Source organism: Paenibacillus pinihumi DSM 23905 = JCM 16419, assembly GCF_000422505.1.
Taxonomy (GTDB): Bacteria; Bacillota; Bacilli; order Paenibacillales; family Paenibacillaceae; genus Paenibacillus_D; species Paenibacillus_D pinihumi.
Genome location: NZ_AULX01000012.1, coordinates 177449 through 202797 on the forward strand (window position 1 = coordinate 177449; position 25349 = coordinate 202797).

A 25349-nucleotide genomic window follows, 5' to 3' on the forward strand; every position below is an offset into this window, starting at 1 on the left:
CTCCATGTGCAACATATTCCCTTAAGGGTGCGTTAATGAGGATAGTTAGTATTCAATATCCCATTTCAGGAGGATGTCTATGAGCCGGTCCAAAAAGAGAAGAAAGCAATGGCTGATCGCCTTTGCAACAGTAATTGCCTTAACAGGAACGATTCCGCAAGCGGCATTCGCGGACAAAGCTGCCGGTCAGACGACGGCTATTGTCGTTAAAGCGGATAGTCAGGAGGCGCAAGGCGTGGAGAAGAGCGAGAGCCCGATCAACGCCAAAATCTCCAAGGAGAAGGCGGATCAGTTATCCAGAAGCATTGTGAAAATTCCAAAGGAATACGTGCTCCAGCATGCATCCTACCAGTCGAACACACTGTATGCAGGCAAGGAAGGCAACTGGTCGTTGTACTATACGCTGAAGAAAAATAACAAGACGATTGGCAATGTCCGCACGACGATCAATGCCGATACAGGAGAGCTGATCGGCTACAACTCCAGCCTGAACGATCCGACGCGCAAGCCTTCCTACCCGCCGAAGGTGAACCGGGATAAGGCTCAGGACTTGGCAAGTTCCTTCATCAAGGAAGTCGGCGTAAAATACCAGAATCAAATCAAGCTTGACGGCGATTACGGCGCGGATGCCCGCCAGCCGCTGAGCGGGGATGTCTACTATGATTTCCGCTATAACCGTACAGTGGACGGACAGCCGTTCAAGGACAACTATATCCAGCTGACGGTAGACGGTGAGGGCCACGTACTGGACTATATGGTGAACTGGGACCCGACCATCAAATTCCAGAAGGCAACTCCGGGCATAACGCTGGAAGAAGCGATCAAGCGGTTCCACGGGGAAGCCAAGCCGGAGCTTAGCTATATCATTCCTTATAACGCCAAGAATGAAAAAGACCGTCAGCCTGCCTTGGCTTACAGCCTGCCGCCGTTGACACTTGATGCTGCAACCGGAAAAACGATTTCCGAAGGCGGTCTTCCAATCAAGCGCAATACGACGGACCCTGTCAGTGACAAGGCGCTGGGTTCCAAGCCGGTTGCAGGCAAGACGCTAACCTCTGAGCAAGCCGAGAAGCTGGTTCGCGATACCTTCTCGATTCCGCAGGGAGCCAAGCTGACAGATAGCAGCTTCTCCGAGTATAACGATGATGCCACAGGCAAGGTGCATGCGTCCTGGAATCTCAATTGGACGGTGGAAAAGGATAAAAAGACCACATACTCCTTATGGGCGGATGTCAATGCCCAAACGGGGGAGATTCGCAATTACTCTTCCTGGTACTACAATGAGAAGCCTTCAGATGACAAGGGAGCAACTTATGCAGATGCCAAGAAAAAAGCGCTGGAGCTGGTGAAAAAGCAGCTTCCGGGCTATGTGCATGAGCTTTACTTGCAGGAAGAGCCGGATTTATCCCGCTATGACAGCAAGAAACCGTCAGAAATCGGCAGCTACAATTTCTCCTTCCAGCATCAGATTAACGGGGCAGTGGCCGATTATGACCGCGTTTACGTCAGCATAGATGCTGCTACCGGAGAAGTACGCAATTTTTATTCGGAGCTGCTGAACTTCAATTATCCGTCCAAGCTTCCGGCTGTTATCAGCCAGGATCAGGTGCTAAGCGCATTTGACAACTATTACAAGGTTGAGCTCACATATTCATTGTTGGGTGATGACAGGTATGCAGGCATTCCGGAACAGAAACTAAAATTGATGATAGCTTCTGGCGAAATTCCGCCGGGAAGTTCTGAAGGCAACGGAACTAGTGAGGCAAAGCTCATCTACCGGATGGTGCCCAAGTCGATCGACGAATCCGTGTTCCTGGATGCTGTAACTGGCAAATGGCGCTCGCAAAGCTCGGGAGAAGTCACCGATCTGGAGCGGAAGAAAGCGACGGATATCGAAGGGCACTGGGCAGCAAGAGAACTGGAGCTGATGATCTCCTACAAGGCGCTTGATCTGGAAGACGGCAAGGTGCGTCCGAACCAGATTGTTACGCGCGGCGAATTGATCAAAATGCTCGTGCTGGCGATGAACGGCGGGGGCGGATATCGTCCGTTCTTCGCGGCTGAGACAGCTTCCTTTAAAGATGTAGGCGCCGGCTCTGCCTATTTCCCTTACGTGGAGGATGCACTGGCCAATAACCTGATCGACCGCGGAGACGGTTCGTTTAATCCGGAGGGCAAGGTTGACCGTGAAGAGATGTCCGAACTGATCGTTCGTGCGCTGGGCTATAACACATTGGCTGATCATGAGAATCTGTTCAAGATCAACTTCACCGATGCTGCGAAGCTGAAGAAGAAGGGCCAGGCGGCCATCGTTGCCGGACTGGGCATTATGTCGGCAGACAGCAAAGGCAACTTCAAGCCGGAAGGCCAGGTTACCCGTGCTGAAGCCTCAGCTGCCTTCTTCCGTTTCCTTCAGGCAAGAGCAGATTTAAAGGAAGCGCCGCTGCGCGACTAGATTTCGAAAGTTGTATAATAAGGGAAGCCTGCCTCGCTTGCAAATTGCATGTGAGGCAGGCTTTTCTATATATATGGTATAATTCATAAAATCTTTTAGTCGCGGATTGCTGATGGAGCTTTTCCTGTGCAAATCCTATTTTTAATGGAGAGTGAAATGAAAAAACTGTATTTTTTATCCCCGTTGATTTTCCTTGCAGCTGCGGGCATTATTGTACAATGGATCGGCATAAATATGACTTCAGCCCTTGAGACGTTTAACCCTGAACTTTTCAGCTTTCCCCTAAAAATCTACTATGTGTTTCTTGGGCTCTGGCTGGCATTTGATATTCTGATATTTAACCGTGTAAGAAACTGCATCCGGCATGCGGGGCTATACCGGTCGTTGCTATGGAGTATTGTACTGCTTTTATTTTTATTCCCGCCAAATCCCATCCAGGCATTGTTTCCACCTCAATTTCCGGGCAGCTTTTATGTTTATCAGAGCATGTATATCCTTCTTATGTCTGTTTATGCCACTTCATTCCCATTTGTAGATTGGAAGAAGAACGTAAAAGTAAAAGTAAAAAGTAAAAGTAAAAAGTAAGCCGAAAAAAGACTCCCGCTGGAGCGGAAGCCGAATCTGCATGCAGCCCGGGAGTCTTTTCATGACGAAGATCGTATGTTCAGTGCCCATTCATCTCCCGATGCTTGAGAACTAGTCCGTTTTCTTTTTCTTCTGCTCTGAAAATGGTGCTACGGACTTGGCTTGTTCAACATTGTCGTTGACGAAAGCCATATCCTGATTTTCCGCTTTCATGTTTGTTGTTCCTTTATAGTTGTTGGCATGAGTTTTATTTTCCACGTGTTTGTCACCTCCCTCAAAGAGTTATTATTTTTCAATTCCCGGCTCCATATACGCCATCGGTAAATCATTGCATACCGTTCTCTCAAACTTCCCGGCCTTTATCAAGTTATAGCTTCTGCTGAAAAAGATGATTATGCACAGTGCATAAAATAATAAAAAACAGGATGTGCACAGATTTGCCGAAATTATTAAACAATTTATTGTTTTTCCCCAGAAAATCCGGGAATATTGTGGATAAGCAGTGGATACTGTGGATAAGTTTGTGGATATATGTTGTTATTTTGTGGGCAGTCTGGGGATAATGATGGGATATCCATAGGCAAGTTCACAAAGGAGGAGTCCGTTGTTGATACATAAATATGCATGGAAGACGGGAATGCCGATGTTGCACCGCGCGGTGCCGGGTCTATTGATTCTGTTGCTTGTTATGTTCCTGCTGCTTGTGGTCCCGGCATGTTCGAGAGGCGGCAAGGTGCCAGTGAATGAGGAGCCGCAGACAGGCAGCGAAGCACAAGGAGATGAGCTGCTGAGGAGGTCGGCTGCTGCTGCGGACAAAGCAAGCCGCTTCTCCTTGACAATGAAACTGAAGCAGCAGCTTCAATCGAATGAGGGGGAAGAGAGTCTGGAACTGGCTTCAGACGGCCGGGTGGAAAGAAATCCGCTGCGGATTGATCAGATGGTCGTGACAGGAACCGGGGAAGAAGAGGTGAAGCAACGGACATTGTGGGACGGCAAAACCTACTATGTCGAGGATTTGACGTTTGGGGAAGGATGGAGCCGGATTCCGGAAACCGATAAAGGGAGTGTCGAGGAGACGATATCGGGCTTTCAGAAGGCACCCGGACAGCAAATAGAGCAGCTCCGGCAGACAGCCGGGGGAGAGGTTCAGGTCAGCGGAACGGGGAAGAATATTCTGAAATATGAATCGGGCGAGAACTCTGAGGCAAACCGCAAGCTGTTGACGGAGCTGCTGCGAAGCACCCTCGGTGCACAAAGCATGACCCGTGAAGCTGGAGAGTCGCTCAAAATTGAGAAGCTCAGCTGGGAAATTGAAGTGAGCAAACATAAGGATCTGCCTGCCCGTATTCTGACGGATGCTTCCTTCAGCATCGAGCTGGAGCCCGGAAATGCGGTTCACCTGCAGCAGACACTGGAGGTCAGCTACAGCAAGTGGGAGGAGACACCGGCCATCTTAATTCCGGAGAAAGCGAGAACCGCCCCGGAGATGAGCATTCCGTCTGAGGAAGAACAACGTGAGATGGAGCGGCAGATTCAAAAGGAGCTGGACCGGCTCCAGCAGGAGCAGAAGCAGAAGCAGAAGCAGTAGTCTTGTCCGGTCATGGAGGCCCCCTTGGAGACAGCGGGGCTTCCTTTGGCTGGGTGCATCAGGTATAATGGCAAAAGACTATGTTTATGATAAGGGGATGTATCTAAATGTCACTCTCTTGCGGAATCGTCGGTCTCCCGAATGTAGGGAAATCGACTTTATTTAATGCCATCACACAAGCCGGGGCGGAGTCTGCTAACTATCCGTTCTGTACAATTGATCCTAACGTAGGTGTGGTAGAGGTTCCAGACCACCGTCTGGACAAGCTGACTGAGCTTGTAACACCAAACAAGACGGTCCCTACTGCATTCGAATTTATTGATATTGCAGGTATTGTAAAAGGGGCAAGCAAAGGCGAAGGGCTGGGCAACAAGTTTCTGGCCAACATTCGTGAGGTGGACGCAATTGTCCACGTCGTACGTTGCTTTCAGGACGAGAACATTACGCACGTATCCGGCAAAGTGGACCCGTTGAGCGACATCCAGACAATCAATTTGGAGCTGGTGCTTGCGGATCTGGAGTCGGTCGAAAAGCGTATTGACCGTTCTAAGAAAAACATGAAGAGCGGCGACAAAAAGTATGCGCAAGAGGTGGAAGTGCTGGAGCGTATCAAGGAAGCACTGTATGCGGACAAGCCTGCGCGCAGCCTGGAGCTGAGCGATGACGAGCAGTTGCTTATCCGTGAGCTGCACCTTCTCACTATGAAGCCTGTTCTGTATGCGGCCAATGTAAGTGAGGCGGAGGTTGCCGATGCGGACAACAATCCTTATGTGAAGATTGTAAGAGAGTTTGCGGCAACTGAAAATGCAGAGGTTGTTCCGATCAGTGCGAAAGTGGAGGCAGAGATTGCCGAGCTGGAGGGTGAAGACAAGGAGATGTTCCTTGAAGAATTGGGTCTGGAGGAATCCGGTCTCAATCGTCTGATCCGCGCTGCTTACAAGCTGCTGGGGCTTTATACGTACTTTACGGCGGGAGTTCAGGAGGTTCGTGCCTGGACGATTCGCAAGGGAATGAAGGCTCCGCAGGCTGCGGGCGTGATTCATACTGATTTTGAGCGCGGCTTTATCCGTGCAGAGGTTGTCTCCTATGAGGACCTTATTGCCGCTGGCTCCATGAATGCGGCCAAGGAAAAAGGCCAGCTTCGCCTGGAGGGCAAAGAGTATGTCGTGAAAGACGGGGATGTTATGCATTTCCGGTTTAATGTGTAGGGGTTAGTGCCATTCAGTGAGAAGAGGCGAAATGTTCGTCTCTTCTCACATTTGCGCCTAGCCTAAACGGTATGAATAAATTAGCTTGTTCAAGAAGTTAGTAATTATATAATCCGCGACCCCGCCATTGGGGGAATGATGCCTCTTTGGATAACCAATCCTATCTACTTCGTTATAATAAATCCTCTAGCTTACCCTTTGTCAGTATAGTATTCAAGTGGACCTATCTGAATTGTCAGGGAAGGATTCTTCTATCTCTCCTGTTTGTAATTTAAATTTTTTAATATATTTTCTAGCGTATCTGAAAGTTTGGGATTTAGCTGAATTGCCTGATTAAAGTCTTTTATAGCCTCGGATTCTTTACTCATTTTGAGTAATAAATGACCACGGTTGGTATAAGCTACGGGTTCGTCGGGTTTTAATTGAATGACCCTGTTATAGTCATCTAAGGCTTTATCCAGCTTTCCTGTTCTTTTAAACAGATTTCCTCGATTAGTGTAAGCTTTGGAGTAATTAGGATTTAATTGAATAGCTTTGTTATAGTCATCTAAGGCTTTATCCAGCTTTCCTATTTTTTTAAACAGAATCGCCCGATTATAGTAAGCAGTTGAGTAATCAGGATTTAACTGAATGGCTCTGTTATAGTCATCTAAAGCTTTATCCAGCTTTCCTGTTTTTTTAAACAGATTCCCCCGAGTATTGTAAGCCTGAATGTGACCAGGATTAGATTGAATTACGATGGTAATGTCATTTATTGCTTCGATAAATTTTTTTATTTGCCCATATAGTTTCCCGCGTATCATATAGGACTTAGCCAGAATGGAAGGTTCTTTTTCTGATTGAATGATTATTGTAAGCTCCTTGATTTGATCATCTACGTTGTCCAGTTGTTCGATCTGGTCAAATTTTTCTGCCCAATTGATTTGTTGTTCAATTGTTTCTGCAAGCTGTTCTTTTTCCTCACTGATTTTTTTAATTTTGCGGTTTTTGTTGGACAAGCTTAATAACACGAGACCTAAGCTGGCGATAGTGAGTGCATTGCTGATTGATGTGGAACTAATATTCGAACCCAATAAAGAGTTTAATGCCGAGAGCAGCCAACTGAGTGAGGATTTGATCAGGTTAATATGTAAGGTTTGCGGTACGGCGATAGCAAACAAGATGCCAAAGAACATCATGACTCCGCTTTTTGCAGAATGTTTAGCAGTCATATCGTACAATGTGAAAAAGACACCGGATATTGCCAATGATACGAGAAATGAAACATTGTTTATTGCTCCAAGTAATGCAGGAATTATTAGTAAGCAATACGATAGAGCCACATAAAAAATAAATGTGGTTGAATCATCATCGTTTTTGGCAAATTTTCTGCCTGTTGCGGCAATATTTTTTTTCATTTTCCGACTTCCTCTATTGGTTGTAATTACAATATCATACAGGATATTATTAAGGCTGGCAAAGCATGTTGTATAAAAAATAAAGACTTGCCGTTCAAACCGTGTGGAGGAAATATTGTTCTCCAAATCAGCTGAGTTCATCAAATAGAAGCTTTAAACAAAGGACTTCAGCAAGGAAAAAGATGAAGTCAGGGCTTAAGCAGAATGTTTGTGCGCCTTGTTCATTTGTTGCCTGATTGTGATATAATAAGGGGACGGATATTGACTTTAGGGGTGCATATATATGATGTTGGACCGTTTGCAGGCACTTGCCGACCGCTACGACAAGCTTAGCGAGCTGCTTTGTGACCCGGACGTTGCAAGCGATACGAAGAAGCTGCGCGACTACTCCAAGGAGCAGTCTGATTTGCAGGAGCCGTATAACGCTTATATGGAATATAAAGAAACCCTGGCACAGTACGAAGATGCCAAGGTGCTTCAAGGTGAGAAGCTCGACGATGAAATGCGCGAGATGGTGAAGCTGGAAATCGAAGAGCTTGGTGAAAAGCTGGAGGAGCTCGAAGAGCGCGTTCGCATTCTGCTGCTTCCGAAGGACCCTAATGATGACAAAAACGTCATCGTGGAGGTGCGCGGTGCAGCAGGCGGTGACGAGGCGGCCTTGTTTGCTTCCGATTTGTACCGCATGTACAACCGTTTTGCTGACAGCCAGGGCTGGCGTGTTGAAGTGCTGGACGCAAGCGAGAATGATCTCGGCGGTTATAAGGAGATTATCTTCATGATTTCCGGCAAGGGTGCCTACAGCAAACTGAAATACGAGAGCGGCGCGCATCGCGTTCAGCGTATTCCGGTGACGGAGTCGGGCGGCCGGATTCACACCTCTACTTCAACGGTAGCTGTTATGCCTGAGGTTGAGGAAGTGGAGGTTGAAATTCACGACAAGGATATTCGTGTGGATACATTCTGCTCCAGCGGTGCTGGCGGACAGTCTGTTAACACGACGAAATCTGCTGTACGGGTAACGCATATTCCGACTGGGATTATGGCGACCTGTCAGGACGGCAAATCGCAAAATGACAACAAGGCCAAAGCGCTGCAGGTGCTGCGTGCCCGTATTTACGACATACACCGGCAGGAAGAGGAAGCCAAGTATGCTGGCGAGCGCAAAAGCAAGGTCGGCACAGGTGACCGCAGTGAGCGTATTCGTACCTACAACTTCCCGCAAAGCCGTGTAACCGACCACCGCATCGGTCTGACGCTGCATAAGCTGGATACGGTTATGAGCGGTGAAATGAATGAAATTATTAATGCACTGACAGTTGCCGAGCAAGCTGAATTGCTGGAGAAGGAAAATCTGGCTTAATGCTTGCGGACAGCAGCATAGTCTGGGGGTAAAGACGATGAGTGAGAAGGGGAATGCAGCCGCATTGTCCCATCATCCCGGCATGACCCTGAGAGAAGCCTGCTTGCAGGCTTCTTCTTTTTTATCCGGGGCAGGCGTGGATGAAGCAAGAGCCAATGCCGAGCTGCTGCTGATGCATTTGCTCGGCATGGAACGGGCCGAGCTAATCAGGGATTGGAGCGAGCCGATGCCTGGCGGCGTGTGGGAGCAATGGAGCGGGCTGGTGAGCCGCAAGGCGGCAGGCGAGCCTGTGCAGTATATTATAGGGGAGCAGTGGTTCTACGGGCTCCCCTTCACGGTGCGGCCGGGCGTGCTTATTCCGCGCCCGGAGACGGAGCTGCTCGTCGAGGCGGTGCTGGCCGCCGCTGACGGGCTATGGCCGGAGGCCAGCGGCGCGCAGGCTGGCCGCGCCGCTGGCGGGGATGCTGGCGCAGGCGAAGCCGCCAGCATGGATGGGACTGGCCCTGCGGCTGTGCAGCAGGGCCGGGTCGTGCCGACGGTCATTGACGTCGGCACCGGCAGCGGCGCCATCGCCGTGACGCTGGCTGCGCAGCGTCACGCGTGGCGCGTGTGCGCGTCCGACTTATCGGAGGACGCGCTGGCGGTCGCCCGCACGAACGCTGCCCGCCACGGCGTGGGCGGGCGCGTGCAGTTCGTGCAGGGCGACCTGCTCGGGCCGTTCGCGCAGCAACGGCCCGGCAGCGGCGGCAGCCCCGGCGAATTGGCCGGGCTGCGTGCCGATGTGCTTGTCTCCAACCCGCCTTATATTCCGGCGGGCGATCTTCCCCATCTGCAGCGCGAGGTGCGGGACTACGAGCCGCACCTCGCGCTGGATGGCGGCGCCGACGGGCTGGACCCATACTGCCGCATGCTTGAGCAATTGCCGGAGCTTGCACAGCTCCCGCGAATTGTTGCCTTTGAGCTGGGAATGGGCCAGGCACAGCAGGTTGCACGTTTGCTGAGGGATTATGGCGCCTGGGATGATGTGCGGATCATTACGGATTATGGCGGGATTGAACGCCATGTCATCGCAGTGTCAACAGAATAGCAGCAACAGAAACCCCTGAATCTTTCACTTTTGCGAAAGATTCAGGGGTTAATTATTTTTCGAAAAAGAACATTTGTTCTTGTTTTTATTTAACGATATAATTATGGAAAAGAACTCAAAGAGGTGCATGCGTTGGTTCCCAATGAACGAGGAGATCAGATACATCAGCGTCACGATACCTCGTATCGTTTTTTGCTGTCCAGCAAAAAGATTTTTGTAGAGTTGCTCCGTTCTTTTGTTCATAAGGGATGGGTCCAGGATATTGATGAAGCCAATGTGCAGGAGATTCCCCATTCTTTTGTCCTTCAGGATTTCAAGCGCAAAGAAGCTGATTTGGTCTACCGGGTTAAGCTGAATGGCGAGGATGTTGTGTTTTATTTGTTACTGGAGATGCAATCCAAAGTTGATTTCAGTATGCCGTACCGGTTATTGCTTTATCAGGTTGAGATTTGGCGCTATTTATTGCAAAATGAAGATAAGGCAAAGACGAGGCAGAAGTCATTCCGGCTGCCTGCAATCATTCCGATTGTTTTATACAATGGCAGACAGAGATGGAGCGTTCACCGTCAATTCCGCAAGATGATTGCCAATGAGCAAATGTTTGGTTCGGAACTTATTGATTTTGAATATATTTGTATTGATGTTGCAAGATATACGGAGGAAGAGCTTCTTCTTCTCTCCAACACAATCGGCTCTGTATTTTTAATGGATCAGACGGAAGACCAGGAGCAATTGCTGAAACGCCTGGGCAAGCTAATGGTTACGATTCAGCGGCTTCCGGAGGAAAGTCAACAGCAATTTGTTACCTGGATGGCGAATATTCTTACGCACAAGCTTCCGGGAAGTGAACAGCAGATTAGGGAACTGATCCAGGATGCCAAGGGAGGTATATCCATAATGGGACTGGAAAAAACGCTAAATGCGATTGAGCGAAAAGGTATTATCGAAGGCAAACGGGAAGGCAAACGAGAGGGCAAGCAGGAAGGCATTATTGAAGGTAAAGAGCAGGAAAAACGTGAGATAGCCCAGCGTTTGATTGCGATGGGAATGGAGACCTCTTCTATAGCTGTGGCTACCGGCTTTACCCTGGATCAGGTAGAGCAATTGCGAGGACGATTTGAATAGAGTGAATCAGCCGTTCTGAAGGAACGGTTTTTTATTTAGCTTACGAAAATCAGCATCAGATTAAGGAACTGATCCAGGATGCCAAGGGAGGTATATCCATAATGGGACTGGAAAAAACGCTAAATGCGATTGAGCGGAAAGGTATTATCGAAGGCAAACGAGAGGGCAAGCAGGAAGGCATTATTGAAGGTAAAGAGCAGGAAAAACGTGAGATAGCCCGACGTCTGATTGCGATGGGAATGGGCACCTCTGCGATTGCCGCTGCCACAGGATACACATTGGATCAGGTTGAACATTTACAGAAACAATGCCATAAATAATATCCGACCGCTGATTAGGCGGTTTTTTTATTTCCCAATGTTCCTCATATTTGCCCTGCGCAGATTTTCCCCGCTTTAAAACTATAAAAATTCTGTATAGCCCCTCAGCCAGACTTCCCTCTGATATGTCCAAGCCCACAGTCTGCTCAAGGCTTTTTTCCGTAAACCTGTTGTTCAGAAGTTGTATATATTCCTGTTATATACTGGATGAAGTTTGAATTTTGCTACAAAGAGACGCATTTTGCAATGAACCTGCAAGCTTAAAGGAAACCGGTCATCTGTTGCTGTCCAGTTTGGAGGCGCGTAACTTGGGCTATTTTTGAAATATAAGAATGGTGAATTCCAGTTCGCTTTTCATCTTATATTTCAGCGCAGAGATGTAGCGGTGGCCTATTAAGCATAAGGGCATTGTTCATGCATGCGTTCATTCTAAAGTCATGACATTTTAATAGCTATCGCTGCTCTTTGTCATTTGGAGGTGGGGTCCATATTGATGCATGTGAAAAGATTCGTTTAGCGCTCTTTCCTTGCGAATGTTTTGTTCGCCCTGAAGGATCGTTTCAACGGGCTATTTTGCATGCCGGAAGGAGTGTTTGAGATTGATGAGACGGTTGATTGGCGCGACACTGCTGCTGATAGGAATAGCGCTTGTCTTTTATCCGCATTTCAAGGGAAGGCAGGAACTGGACAAACAAGCCGAACTGGTAGCCAGCTTTGAGCAACTGGGAAACACGGAACGTCTGGAGGAGCTTTCGGGTCCGGTGCAGACCAGTGTTGACTCCAACAGGATGGAAGAACTGCAAGGTGCCCGGGGTGTTTTGCAAATTGCTGGGATTGACCTGGAGATCGTCATTTTTGAGGGCTCCAGCTTGAAGACGCTGAGTGAAGGCATCGGCATGATTGAGCCGGAAAAAGAAATCGGGGTTCATAATGTCGGATTAGCCGGGCATCGCGCGTTAACCTACGGCAAGCAATTCAACCGTCTGGGTGAGCTTGTACCGGGGGATGTCATTGAAGTCAAAACCTATGAGAAGAATCTGACCTTTATTGTAACGGACAGCTTTGTCGTACCTAAATCCAAGGTAGACGTTCTGGATGATAACGACAAGCCAATGTTGACATTAGTCACCTGTACACCAGCTGGTAAGAAAAATCCGCCGGACCGGCTGATCATCACCGCAGAACTCCAAGAGTAGTGTTCGATGAAGGGTCAGGTTAGAGAATCAATATTGTCGAGAGGAGCTTGACAGTGGGAAAGAAATTCAGGATGACAGCCATTGCACTTGTGCTGTTGCTGCAGAGCATTTTGTCCCCGTTATCCGTCATTTATGCGGAAGGTGCGAAAGGGATCGTGCTGAACGACGTGCAGCTTGAAGATGCCGATGGCAACATACTAGATGCGGAGCTTTACCCTGAGCGGGTGATTCAAAAGGATTCCATTTTCCGCGTGAAGTACAACTGGGCGCTTGCCAGCACCAGGGAGCACGAAGAAAGCTACATGTTCAAGCTTCCGGAGAACCTGCTTGCAGTCTCCGAGCAAGGGGAGCTGCTGACTTCGGATCATGTTGCAGCTGGGAGCTACCAAATTGGGGAAGATGGAACAGTACAGCTGACATTTGATGCTGTAAAGCCGCAGGCTCCGGAAGAAGCGCCAGCGGGTGAAGAAGTGGACCCGCCGGGGACAACGCCGGATAATGAACCGGACAATGGTGTGGATGCAGAGGAACCTTCCAAGGAAGGCGCCTCGCCGGAAGAACAGCCTGTGGACGATGATGAAAAGTCCAATCCTGCTGAAACACCTGCCACACAGCCAGAGAACGAAGCTAATCCGGGCGGACAAAATGCCGGAGAGGCTGATCTGCATACAGACACTGATCAAGCAGATCCAACCAGGCAGGAGCAGAAGGAAGACAAGGGCAAGGTTCGGGTCCTGTCAGCGACGGAGACAGATCAAACAGAGGGATCAACAGATGATCAAGCACCAATTGAAGACCAGGCATCAGCTGGTGATCTATCATCAACAGATGATCTGACGACAGAACCATCTTCAAGCGGTTCAGAGCCTGATAAAGACCAGTCCGAAGCTGCTGGAGAGCAGCCTTCAAGTGAGCAGCCTTCACATGAGAATGCTGCTGGATCAGAAGAACAGCCTGCTGGCGACAATGGTTCTTCTCCCCCTTCCGGGAATGAACAATCAGAAGAACAGGAAGATGCTCCAACCGGTGACATAGATTCGGACGAAGGCGGCGTAACAATTCCTGAGCATCCGGTAGAGGTGCTTCACGGAACGCTGGAGATCGAAGTGCGGCTGACAGATGAAGCGGCAGAACAAGTCGCTGAAGAACAGGCCGCTGCCGAATTCATTTTTCAGCTTACGCATCATGCCAAGAAAATCGTTATTCCGGTAGCAAATGACAAATTGAAGCTAGATAAGCTGGCCGGAATGATCGAGGAAAGCTTGCTTACAAGCGTCATTTTGAGAGATGCGAACGGCAATATCATTGATGCGGACGCTAATCCGGGAAATCGGCCCAAACGCGGCGACGCGCTCACCGTCGAATACGAATGGAAGCTGGAGAACGGGCACGGATACAAAGCAGGGGACCAATTTATTTTCCAGCTCCCCGAGGCATTTGAGCTGTATAACGAATTTGACGGTCCTTTGAGCCAGTATGGTACCTATGAAGTTTCTATGGATGGAACAGTCGTATTTACATTTAATTCACTCATTGAAGTGAACTCCAATGTTTCCGGTACTTTTAAGGCCGAGACGAAATTCAGCGAGCAGACGATTGTCGGCAGCACCAAGCAGGTGCTTGAATTTCCGCTCAAAGACGGGCTGAAGAAAGTGCCTATTCATTTCCAGACAGATATCGGCTCAGAGATTGATAAGTCCGGCCTTCCGAACAAGCCGCTCAATCCGGATCAAATCCATTGGTCGATTGCATTCAACAAGGGAGAACGTTCTATTGAAAATGCAATTCTCTCCGAGCAGCTTCCGGCAGGCTTGGAGCTTGCTGCAGGAACGGTTAAGCTGTATGGTCTGACCATGAACCTGGATGGAACCTCACAGAAGGGCGATCTCATTGATGAAGATGAGTATGAGGTTGTTCCAATGCCGGACGGCAGCTTTGAAATCCGGTTCAAGCATCCGATATCCGGGGCGTATATCGCAGAGTTCACGACCAACATTACCGACGAAGATCAGACCGAATTCCAAAACAAAGCCACACTAAAGGGCGATGGTGTGTCGGACTTGAACACGACAGCTACGGTGGAAGTCGGCTACGGAAAAGCGCTTGATAAAGCAGCTCTTGTCTACAGCGCTACTGATCAGACGATTCTGTGGTCGATCAAGTATAACTATAATGAGAAGCTGATTGTAAAAGATAAAGCAGTGCTGACCGACGTGTTTGACGGCAGCCAGGAGCTGGTAGACGGTTCATTCAAGCTGTATCCCATTACTTTTGACCGTGATGGAAAGCCTGTGCGTGGAACTGAGGTTCCGGGCGACCGCTATACGCTGGATTCATCCGCGCCTGGAGGGTTTTCATTCCGGTTCCACGATGATGTGACCACCGCTTATGAACTGGTGTATCAGACCGCTATTCAGGATCGTGTCTACGACGATGGCACCGTCAACAATACGGCATCCTGGGATGGAATGGATGTGACAACAGGCCAGCCCATCGGCCAGGTTGTCCTGAACAAGCGCAATGTATCTACAGATTATGCAGCGAAAACAACGAACTGGGAAATCCGCTTGAACGGAAACCATTTCCCAATGGAGAACCCGGTGATCACCGATTCCTTCGTAAACAGCCGGTTAGAGTTTTTGCCGGGTTCCTTGATCATTACGAATGAAGCCGGCAACCCGCTGAGATTGGATACGGATTACACGCTGGAGCCAGTGAACAGCTATACTGAAGGCTTTGTAATTCGCTTTTTGGGCACTTTTACGGAGAGCTATACGATTCGTTATACGACCCAATTCGATCCTACGGTAGGAGATGCCCATCGGTATGTGAATAAAGCACAGCTTGATTGGGTAGAAGACGGTGCTCACATGCCTGGCAAAGAATCACAGGCGATATTCGAGCCGGATACGTACACGAAGGCCAACGGATTCAAGAACGGATCATACAATGCCCAAACGAAAGAGATTACGTGGATAATCGGGCTGAACTATAACAAGCAGTTTATCGGAGCTCCTGTCATCCAGGATTACTACACAGGCGAGCAAAAAATGGTTGCCGGCTCTCTCAAAGTGTATGAGCTGGAGCTTACGGGTTCAACCGATGGCGTTGTTGTGAAGAACGAAGTGGATAATTCGGACGGCAGTGTCTATCAGGTCGATTATAACCGGGTAGACGGCAATGGGAATCAAGGGTTTGAGTTCAAATTCAATTCATCCATTACGGCAGCCTATCAAATTGAATATCGCACAAGTCTGAGTGATCAAATCATTGTAGACGAGTATCACAACAAGGCTGCTTTGCTTGACGGCACGACTCAGCTCACCGAGCTGAATGCGTCTGTAACTGTGAAGCACGGCAAGGAGTATGTCGCGAAAGAGGGCGTACAAAAAGGGAAGGCTGTTCACTGGAAGGTGGATATTAACCGCGGCCAGTCGAAGGTTTCGAATGTAGAAATCACTGATAAGCTGACACCTAACCAAATTCTTGTGGAAAATTCCTTCAAGCTCTATCAGGGTGAGGTTGAAGTGGATGGCGATGTCCGCAAAGGAAGCCGACTGCTGGCAAAAGGAACCGACTATGATCTGGACATCACGACCGGAGCGGATGGTTCGCAGAGTTTTAGGCTTAATTTTAAACAGGATATTGAAGTTCCTTATGTACTGGAATATCAATCCTTCATTAATGCGGCTAATGGCGCTACTGTAGGCAACAGTGTCAGCTTCAAGGGTGACCATATCCAGGAAGTCATCAAAGAGAGCAAGCAGAACATCGTCGTCCGTTTCTCAGCCGGCTCAGGCTCTGCTACCGGAGAGATCGGGAATTTGGAAATTACCAAAGTGGATGCAGCAGACAATAGCAAAGTGTTAGACGGGGCCGTGTTCACACTATATGACAGCACAGGAACGATTGCGATTCGCACTGCGACTACAGGAGCAGACGGGAAAATCGTGTTTGCCAACCTCGTATACGACAATTATGTGCTTAGAGAGGATACAGCTCCTGAAGGCTATGTAGTTGGAATTCAAGACAAGCAGACCGTCAAGCTGGATGCGCCTGTGAGTCCGTTTATGATTCAAAACAAGAAGATCATTCGTGATGTGGAGCTCATCAAGACCGGTGAGGATACGCACAACACCGGGCTGCCGGGAGCGGTCTTCAAGCTGCAGTTTGATGCGCAGGATGGCAGCGGGTATCAGGATGTGCCAGGCAAGACAAATCTGGTTACGGATGCAGACGGGAAAATTCTGGTTCAGGAGCTGGACCCTGGAGCTTACCAATTCATTGAGGTTACAGCGCCCCAGGATTATCTCTTGAACACCCGTCCAATTACGTTCACAATCGGAGAGAAGCAGACTGAGGTGCGAAGGCTTGCTCCATTCGTCAATGAGCTGACGCCGGGAGCTGTGGAACTGACCAAGCTGGATCAGGACAACCGGACGGTTGCTCTTTCAGGAGCTGTTTTTAACCTGCTGAATGCCGCCAAGAACCAGACACTTCGCAGCAATCTGACCACAGATGCCAGCGGCAAGCTGCTTGTGGAGGGCTTGAAGCCGGGAACCTACTATTTGCAGGAGACACAGGCCCCGCAAGGGTATCTCGTGAACGCTGAGCCGATTGAGGTCGTCATCGACAGAGGACAGACGGCGCCGAAGCAGATTGCATTTACGAATGCTCTGATTCGCAACGCCTTGGAACTCACCAAGGCCGATGAATTTGACAATGCGCGATTGGCAGGCGCGGAGTTTGAATTGCAGCATCGGAACGGTACGCCAGTTACACAAGATCAGAAAGGCAAAACCCTGCCAGCGACCTTTATAACGAACAATAACGGTACATTTTTGATCAATGACTTGCCGAATGGCGACTATCAGCTGGTGGAAACTAAAGCACCGCAGCACTATGTACGTTTATCCGCACCAATTGAATTTAGCATTACAGCCGGAACAGGCATTGTGGCAGCGCCTGTCGCCCAAAACAAGCTGATTCCCGGCTCAGTTGAACTTATTAAAGAGGATTTCTATATCGGGAATATCAAGCTAGAAAATGCCGAGTTTGAACTTCAATACGATAATGGAAGTCCGGTTCCTGGTGTTCCGGTTCCTCTGACGACGGATTCAGACGGCAAAATCAGAGTCGATAACTTGAGACCGGGCAACTATCAGTTTGTGGAGAAGGTTGCGCCAGAGCATTACAGTCTGGATGCAACGCCGCGCAAATTTACAATTGTGAAGAGTCAGGCTGTTGCGCTTGGCCTTTCCGTCAAAAACAAACTGAAAGAAGGCTCATTCGAGCTGACGAAGGTGGATGCGGCATATGCAGACATCAAACTTGATGGGGCCGTGTTTAGGCTGGAAGATGCAGCGGGGAACACAGTACGTTCCAATTTGCAAACGGCTGACGGTGGTAAACTCACAATTAACACTCTTCAACCCGGCCATTACAAGCTGATTGAAACAAAAGCTCCATTTGGTTACAAGCTCGACAGTACGCCAATTGCCTTTGAAATTGAAAAGAGCCAGACGGTAACGGTTCAGCGTACCAAGAGCAATGTCATTCAGCCTGGCGATGTCGAGATGGTCAAGGTAGATGACCAGGATGGCAGCATCAAGCTGGAGGATGCCAAGTTTAAGCTGGAGCGAATGGATCATGTAACAAAAGATTGGGCATTGCAGCAAGACAATCTGGTTACGAATGATGAAGGTAAAATTACCGTCACGAACCTGCGTCCTGGCGATTACCGGTTTGTAGAAACCGAGGCGCCGCAATATTACAAGCTGTTGAACCAGCCGGTTGAGTTCAAGATTGACCTTGGACAACAGCAGATCAAGACAGTTGAAATCAAAAATACGCTCATCCCCGGCAATCTGGAGCTGACAAAAGAAGATAGTGCGGATTCCACACGCAAGCTGCCGGGAGCGGCATTTAAAATTGTAGACAACCAAAATCGTGAGGTTGCAACGAATTTGGTAACCGGAGCAAACGGAATCGCTATTTCCGGCAATTTGCAACCGGGAAGCTACTATCTGATTGAGACACAACCACCAGCCGGATATGCACCGAATAGCACGCCGATTCCTTTTACAATTGATAAGGGAACAACAGAGACTGTTCGCAAGCAGCTTACGGTGAAGAATGAGTGGGCGGACGGTGCTGTCGAACTGACCAAGGTTGATTCCGATAACCCTGGCCAAGTGCTGGCAGGAGCAGAGTTTAATCTTATTGACGAAGCCGGCAATATCATTCGTACAGGACTTACAACAGATCAATATGGCAAGCTTCAGGCAAGCGGGTTGAAGGCTGGAAGCTACAGTCTTGTGGAAACAAAAGCTCCATTCGGGTATAAGCCGGATGCAAGTCCCGTTACCTTTACCGTAACCCGCTTCAAAACGGCAGCAGAAACCGTGCAAAAATCCAATGAGGTTCTGCGAGGCGCTGTCAAACTTACCAAAGTAGAGACAGGCAACACATCCGAGAAGCTGGAAGGCGCTTTATTCAAGCTGGCGGATGAACAAGGAACGCTTGTTCAGGGTAACCTTGCGTCAGACGCGAACGGTGAACTGACCGTAACCGATTTGAAGCCGGGCAAGTACCAATTTGTAGAGACTGCCGCTCCGGCAGGCTATCAGTTGGATGCGACACCTGTTCAGTTTGAAATTGTTTTGGGGCATACCGGAGTTGTCCTTGTCCAAAAGGAAAACATACTCACGCCAGGTTCAGTAGAGCTGACGAAGGTGGACGCGGACAACAATAGCATTGTTCTTGAAGATGCGGAATTTGAACTGCGCGATGCTCAGAACAATGTGCTGCAGTCGGGCTTGACGACAAACGCCAACGGCAAGCTGGTTGTCAACAATCTTCCACCGGGCAGTTACAGCTTTGTAGAGACGAAAGCTCCGGCAGATTATGTGTTATCCAATCAGCCTATTCCGTTCACCATTGTGAAGAATCAGCAGGCAATCGCCAAAGTAACAGCGCAGAATGAGCTGATTAATGGTGCTGTTGAGTTCACGAAGGTGGATGCCCAAGATAACACGCTGCTGCTTCCAGATGCAGAGTTTAAACTGTTGAGCGCATCGGGTACAGAGCTGCTCACTGGACTCACTACAAACATCAGCGGCAAACTGGTCATAAATAATTTGAAGCCGGGAACCTACCAATTGGTTGAAACGAAAGCCCCGGCAGATTACAAGCTGGACGTGAGGCCTGTAGGCTTCACGATCGAACGAAATCAACAGGCAATGAAACAGATTCAGATAGAAAATGAACTGCTTCGGGGTTCAGTAGAGCTGACGAAGAAAGATGCCAATGACCTGTCTAAAGTTCTGCAAGGAGCAGAATTCGAGCTTCAGGACGCAGCAGGCCACCTGGTTAAAGACGGTCTGGTGACAAATACGGACGGCAAAATTTCTGTAGAGGAGCTTCTCCCTGGAAACTATCAGTTTGTAGAGACCAAGGCGCCGTTTGGTTATGAACTGGACGCGACTCCTCAACCATTTACCATTGTGAAAAGCCAGACAGGCAAGCTTGAGCTTGTGATGACGAATGAACCGGTACCAGGTTCAGTTGCATTAACAAAGGTTGATGCAGATAATCTTGTATTGAAGCTGGAGGGTGCCGAGTTTGAGCTTCAGGATGCTTTGGGCAATGTGCTGGAAGCAAGCTTGACCACTGATGCGGACGGGGAGATCGTCGTCACAGGATTAAAACCGGGCTTCTATCAATTTGTGGAAAAGAAAGCTCCGAAGTATTATGAACTCAATCCTTCACAACGAGTATTTGAAATTGAACTGGGTCAAAGCACCCGCTTGGAACTGCAAGCGGCCAACCAGCTCATCAAAGGCTCAGTGAAACTGACCAAAGTGGAAAAGGGGCAAGATGCGATTACCTTGGAAGGTGCTGTATTCAAGCTGCTTGCGGCTGACAATACAGTGGTTCAAGATAACCTGACAACCGATGAAAATGGTGAACTTGTAGTCGTTAATCTGAAGCCGGGAACCTACCAATTTGTAGAGACCAAGGCGCCAGAGCATTATGAATTGGACTCCACACCAATCGGATTTACGATTGTGAAGAATGAGACCGCAGGTACAGTCATTGATGTGAAAGCTGAAAATGAGCTGATCCGCGGAGGAGTGGAGCTCGTGAAAACCGATGCGGATGCAGCAGGCCAGGTCATTGCCGGAGCAGTCTTTGAGCTGCGGAATGCCACAGGTCAAGTCATCCAATCGGGACTGACGACGGATAGTGAAGGTAAGATCACCGTCGGAAATCTGTTGCCGGGCAGCTACCGGTTCGTAGAAACGGCAGCAGCACCGGGTTACAGGCTGGATACTGCGCCGGTTATCTTCACAATTGACAGAGGACCAACCCAAACGGTCCAGGTAACCAAGCAAAATGAACGCCTGACAGGCGCAGCAGAACTGACCAAGGTAGATGCTGTCGATCACAGCATCACCCTGCAAGGGGCAACATTCGAGCTGCGCAGTCAGAACGGGCAGGTACTGCGTACCGGACTGACAACGAATAGCGAAGGCAAACTGCTTATTCCGGCTCTGAAACCGGGCGTGTACTCTCTAGTAGAAACTGCGGCGCCGGAGCATTATAACCGTTCAACTCAGCCGCTGGTATTCACCATTGCGTTTAATCCGCAGCAAGTTGTGGAGCTGACGATGGAAAATACCTTGATTAAGGGCGGCGTTGAACTGACCAAAGTGGACTCGGAAAATGCGGTACGTGTGCTTCAGGGAGCGGAATTCAAGCTTCTGGATGCACAGGGCGGCCTGCTGCAAGGCGGGCTTGCGACAACTGCATCAGGGAAGCTGTTCATTGGTGATCTTGCACCAGGCAGCTATCAGCTGATCGAGACCAAAGCGCCGGAGCATTATGAACTCAATGCTGCTCCGATCAACTTTGAGATTGTGAAGAGTCAGCCGGAAGTGTTGAAGCTCGTATTTGCCAATACGCTGACGCCGGGTGCGGTACAACTTATTAAAGTGGATGAAGACCATCCGAATGAGCTTCTGGCAGGTGCGGTGTTTACTCTTGCCGATGCACAAGGCACGGAGCTGCAAACGGGCTTGACGACAGGTCAGGACGGCAAGATTCTGGTTGAGAACTTACAGCCGGGCGGCTACCAATTCATTGAAACGACAGCGCCATTTGGCTATCTGCTATTAACAGCTCCAATTCCATTTACCATTGTAGAGGGACAACAGCGGACACTGGAGCTTCAAGTATCCAACAAGCAGAAGCCGGGCACAGTTGAATTGACCAAGGTAGATGCAGGTGATTCTAACCTGGTACTTGAGGGTGCTGAATTCAGTCTGAAGGATATGAACGGCAATGCCATTCATACCGGTCTTGTTACGGACGCGAATGGCAAACTGATTGTTGACGGATTGAAGCCTGGCAATTATCAGTTGGTTGAAACTGCAGCTCCAACGGGCTATCTGCTGGATACGACACCGGTTGTATTCGAAATCGTACTCGGCCAGTCCGCAGCAGTTGCTGTTCACAAGACGAACACACTGAAGCCAGGTTCAGTTGAACTGACCAAGGTAGACGCGGACGACAATAGCATTGTGCTCCCAGGGGCTGAATTTGAGCTTCGGGATGCAAATGGAATTACGTTGCAGAACAATCTTATAACCGATGCAGACGGGAAGCTGGTTGTAAACAATCTGCCGCCGGGCAACTACAGCTTTGTAGAGACCAAGGCACCGGTAGACTATGTATTATCTAATCTTGAAATTCCGTTTGCGATTGTTAAAAATCAACAGTCAGCTGCCAAAGTAACAGCAGAGAACGAGCTGATCAATGGTGCATTGGAAATCAGCAAGATAGACGCACAAGACCACACACTGACACTTCCGGGAGCGGAATTCAAATTGCTGAGTGCAGATGGCACAGAGCTGCAAACGGGACTCACAACGAATAGCAGCGGCAAGCTGGTCATTAACAATTTGAAGCCGGGAACCTATCAATTGGCAGAAACGAAGGCTCCAGCAAATTATAAGCTGAACACAAAACCTGTCAGCTTCACGATTGTTCGCAATCAGCAGACCATCGAGCAGGTTCAAATTACGAATGAGCTGCTCCGCGGTTCCGCAGAACTGGTGAAGCTGGATGCTGACGATTCATCGGTGACATTGCAGGGAGCAGAATTTGAGCTTCAAGATGCCGCCGGACGGACTTTACTGACCGATCTGGTGACTGATGCCGATGGCAAAATTACGGCAGGTAATTTGCTCCCGGGAAATTATCAATTTGTAGAGACCAAAGCACCGTTTGGTTATGAACTGGACGCGACTCCTCAGCCATTCACAATTGTGAAAAGCCAGGCGGGCGTACTAAAGCTTACGATGACGAATGAGCCATTACCGGGTTCTGCTGTATTGACGAAGGTCGATGCAGACAATACGTCATTGAAGCTGGAGGGTGCAGAGTTCGACCTTGCAGATGCAACAGGCCATGTGCTAATAAGCAACCTGACGACCGATGGGAATGGTGAAATTACAGTAGCAGGCTTGAAGCCAGGCTTCTATCGTTTCATTGAGAAGAAGGCGCCGAAGTATTATCAACTGAATGCCGCGCCGATTACATTTGAAATCAAGCTCGGTGAAAACACACCTGTGGAGCTTGAGGCAGTCAATCAGCTCATCAAAGGGTCAGTGAAACTGACCAAGGTGGAAAAGGGGCAGGATGCGATTACCTTGGAAGGTGCTGTATTCAAGCTGCTAGCGGCTGACAGTACAGTTGTTCAAAATAATCTGGCCACCGATGAAAATGGTGAACTTGTGGTCACAAATCTGAAGCCAGGAACCTATCAATTTGTAGAGACCAGGGCGCCAGAGCATTATGAGCTGGATTCCACACCAATCGGATTTACGATTGTGAAGAATGAGACCGCAGGTACAGTCGTTGATGTGAAAGCTGAAAACGGGCTGATCCGTGGAGATGTTCAGCTTGTGAAGACCGATGCGGATGCAGCGGGTCAAGTCATTGCGGGAGCAGAATTTGAGCTTCGTGATGCACAAGGTCAAGTCGTTCAGTCGGGACTGAAGACGGATCGCGAAGGTAAAATTGCCGTTGGAAATCTGCTGCCGGGCAACTACCGGTTCGTAGAAACAACAGCAGCACCAGGCTACAGACTGGATACTGCTCCGGTTACCTTCACGATTGACAGAGGATCAAACCAAACGGTTCAGGTAACCAAGCAAAATGAACGCCTTACAGGCGCGGCAGAACTGACCAAGGTAGACGCTGTCGATCACAGCATTACCCTGCAAGGGGCGATTTTCGAACTGCGCAGTCAGAGCGGGCAGGTACTGCGTACCGGACTGACAACGAATAGCGAAGGCAAACTGCTTATTCCGGCTCTGAAGCCGGGCGTATACTCCCTGGTAGAAACTGCAGCGCCGGAGCATTACAGCCGTTCCGCTCAGCCGCTGGTATTCACCATTGCGTTTAATCCGCAGCAGGTTGTGGAACTGACGATGGAAAATACCTTGATTAAAGGTGCAGTAGAACTGACCAAAGTAGACTCAGAAACTGCGGTACGTGTGCTACTGGGAGCGGAGTTCAAACTTCTGGATGCGCAGGGCGGCCTGCTGCAAGATGAGCTTACGACAGATGCAGACGGGAAGCTGTTCATTGGTGATCTTGTACCAGGCAGCTATCAGCTGATCGAGACCAAAGCGCCGGAGCATTATGAGTTGAATGCTGCTCCGATCAACTTTGAGATTGTGAAGAGTCAGCCGGAAGTGCTGAAGCTCGTATTTGCCAATACGTTAACGCCGGGTGCAGTACAGCTCGTTAAAGTGGATGAAGACTATCCGAATGAGCTTTTGGCAGGTGCGGTATTTACCCTTGCTGATACACAGGGCAATGAACTGCAAACGGGATTGACGACAGGTCAGGACGGCAAGCTTCTAATTGAGAACTTACAGCCGGGCAGCTATCTATTTATTGAAACAAAAGCTCCGGAAGGTTATCAGCTGAAGAATTCGCCGGTTCCGTTCACCATTACAGAGGGTCAGCAGAAGACACTGGAGATTGAAGTGTCCAATCAGCAAAAAACAGGCTCTGTACAATTGATCAAGGTGGACACAGACAACCATAACCGGACCCTAAAGGGCGCTGAGTTCAGTCTGAAGGATATGAGCGGCAATGTCATTCACGCTGGTCTTGTGACGGATCAGGACGGTAAGCTGGCTGTTCATGGACTGAAGCCGGGCAACTATCAATTCGTAGAGACCAAGGCACCGGCCGGCTATAGCCTAGATCGGACACCAATTGAATTTACAATTCATTTCAATCAGGCTGATACACTGGAATTAACGGTAACCAACAAGTTAAGCACATACTATCCATCAGAACCAAATCCGCCAGGTCCAGGGAACCCTGAGAGCCCTGAGAACCCTGGACAGGGTGAAAATCCGGACCAGGGACAAAAACCTCCTGGCCCAGATAAGCCTGTCACTGAACATCCAGGCCAGAAGCCTGGAGATAAGCCGGACAATCCTGATGAGTCAGGAGATGGAGGCACAACGCCGGAGAACCCTGACAGTCCGGATAAACCGGACAGCGGCCACCCGGGCAAACCTGATAACGGCGCTGGTAATCCATCTGTCAAACCAGACGGCAAAGGTGGTAAAGATGGCGGCAAACAGCCGGGCGATTCTGAAGCTGGCGACTCCGGTAATAATCCGCATGGTACGGAGGAGTCGGGCAACGGATTGAATGGCACAGATCATTCCCGCGGCGGCACGGGCGGTTCGGAGCACTCGGGAGCAGGAACAAATGGTACCGATCCGGGTAAGGCTAAGCCTCTGGGCAGTGGCAAGGAGCTTCCAAGAACGGGTGAAGAAGCTTCCTACACGAATGTGATCATGGGATTGCTCGCGATAGCAGCCGGATCATGGTTGTTATTCAATAAACGTTCCAGATTAAGAAGAGCAGACAAATAGAGAAGCATTTTAGTATAAAAAGGGAAGACATATAAAGAGAACGCATAGACAATTATT

12 protein-coding genes are annotated in these 25349 nt (G+C 49.2%); 10 read left to right on the plus strand and 2 right to left on the minus strand.

Features of this window, described 5'->3' with window-relative positions; all coding sequences use genetic code 11:
* Window positions 1–79: 79 nt before the first annotated feature.
* Both H583_RS0103260 and H583_RS0103265 read left to right on the plus strand, forming a co-directional pair.
* A complete protein-coding gene (locus H583_RS0103260) occupies window positions 80–2455 on the plus strand; it encodes an S-layer homology domain-containing protein (protein WP_028559213.1) in 2376 nt (791 codons plus the stop codon).
* 156 nt (window positions 2456–2611) lie between these two features.
* Window positions 2612–3040 carry a hypothetical protein gene (locus H583_RS0103265; RefSeq protein WP_028559214.1) on the plus strand — a complete coding sequence of 143 codons (429 nt, stop codon included), beginning with the start codon at window positions 2612–2614 and terminating at the stop codon, window positions 3038–3040.
* Window positions 3041–3151: 111 nt separating this feature from the next.
* On the opposite strand, the gene H583_RS37120 is transcribed toward H583_RS0103265, so the two are convergent.
* Complete coding sequence (locus H583_RS37120; RefSeq protein WP_169456458.1) at window positions 3152–3298, minus strand: hypothetical protein; 147 nt, start codon at window positions 3296–3298, stop codon at window positions 3152–3154.
* 349 nt (window positions 3299–3647) lie between these two features.
* On the opposite strand from H583_RS37120, the gene H583_RS0103275 reads away from it, so the two are divergent.
* Window positions 3648–4628 carry a DUF6612 family protein gene (locus tag H583_RS0103275; RefSeq protein WP_028559215.1) on the plus strand — a complete coding sequence of 327 codons (981 nt, stop codon included), beginning with the start codon at window positions 3648–3650 and terminating at the stop codon, window positions 4626–4628.
* Between the two features lie 107 nt (window positions 4629–4735).
* The gene (ychF, locus tag H583_RS0103280) at window positions 4736–5836 is read left to right on the plus strand and encodes a redox-regulated ATPase YchF (RefSeq protein WP_028559216.1); all 1101 of its coding nucleotides are present in this window, start codon (window positions 4736–4738) and stop codon (window positions 5834–5836) included.
* A 251-nt stretch (window positions 5837–6087) separates the two neighbouring features.
* Here ychF and H583_RS35095 read toward each other — a convergent pair whose 3' ends face one another.
* Window positions 6088–7233: a tetratricopeptide repeat protein gene (locus tag H583_RS35095; RefSeq protein ID WP_028559217.1), complete on the minus strand. Its 1146-nt coding sequence runs from the start codon at window positions 7231–7233 to the stop codon at window positions 6088–6090.
* A gap of 286 nt (window positions 7234–7519) precedes the next feature.
* Here H583_RS35095 and prfA point away from each other — a divergent pair, with 286 nt between their 5' ends.
* From prfA to H583_RS31750, 6 genes are all read left to right on the plus strand, one after another.
* Complete coding sequence (gene prfA / locus H583_RS0103290; protein ID WP_028559218.1) at window positions 7520–8593, plus strand: peptide chain release factor 1; 1074 nt, start codon at window positions 7520–7522, stop codon at window positions 8591–8593.
* Between the two features lie 37 nt (window positions 8594–8630).
* The gene (gene prmC / locus H583_RS0103295; RefSeq protein WP_081666964.1) at window positions 8631–9680 is read left to right on the plus strand and encodes a peptide chain release factor N(5)-glutamine methyltransferase; all 1050 of its coding nucleotides are present in this window, start codon (window positions 8631–8633) and stop codon (window positions 9678–9680) included.
* A 132-nt stretch (window positions 9681–9812) separates the two neighbouring features.
* Window positions 9813–10805, plus strand: coding sequence for an Rpn family recombination-promoting nuclease/putative transposase (locus H583_RS0103300; protein ID WP_036708304.1), 993 nt, complete (start codon window positions 9813–9815; stop codon window positions 10803–10805).
* A gap of 101 nt (window positions 10806–10906) precedes the next feature.
* The gene (locus H583_RS0103305; protein WP_028559221.1) at window positions 10907–11125 is read left to right on the plus strand and encodes a hypothetical protein; all 219 of its coding nucleotides are present in this window, start codon (window positions 10907–10909) and stop codon (window positions 11123–11125) included.
* A 602-nt stretch (window positions 11126–11727) separates the two neighbouring features.
* Window positions 11728–12321: a class D sortase gene (locus tag H583_RS0103310; RefSeq protein WP_028559222.1), complete on the plus strand. Its 594-nt coding sequence runs from the start codon at window positions 11728–11730 to the stop codon at window positions 12319–12321.
* Window positions 12322–12374: 53 nt separating this feature from the next.
* Window positions 12375–25292 carry a SpaA isopeptide-forming pilin-related protein gene (locus tag H583_RS31750; RefSeq protein ID WP_051235920.1) on the plus strand — a complete coding sequence of 4306 codons (12918 nt, stop codon included), beginning with the start codon at window positions 12375–12377 and terminating at the stop codon, window positions 25290–25292.
* Window positions 25293–25349: the final 57 nt, after the last annotated feature.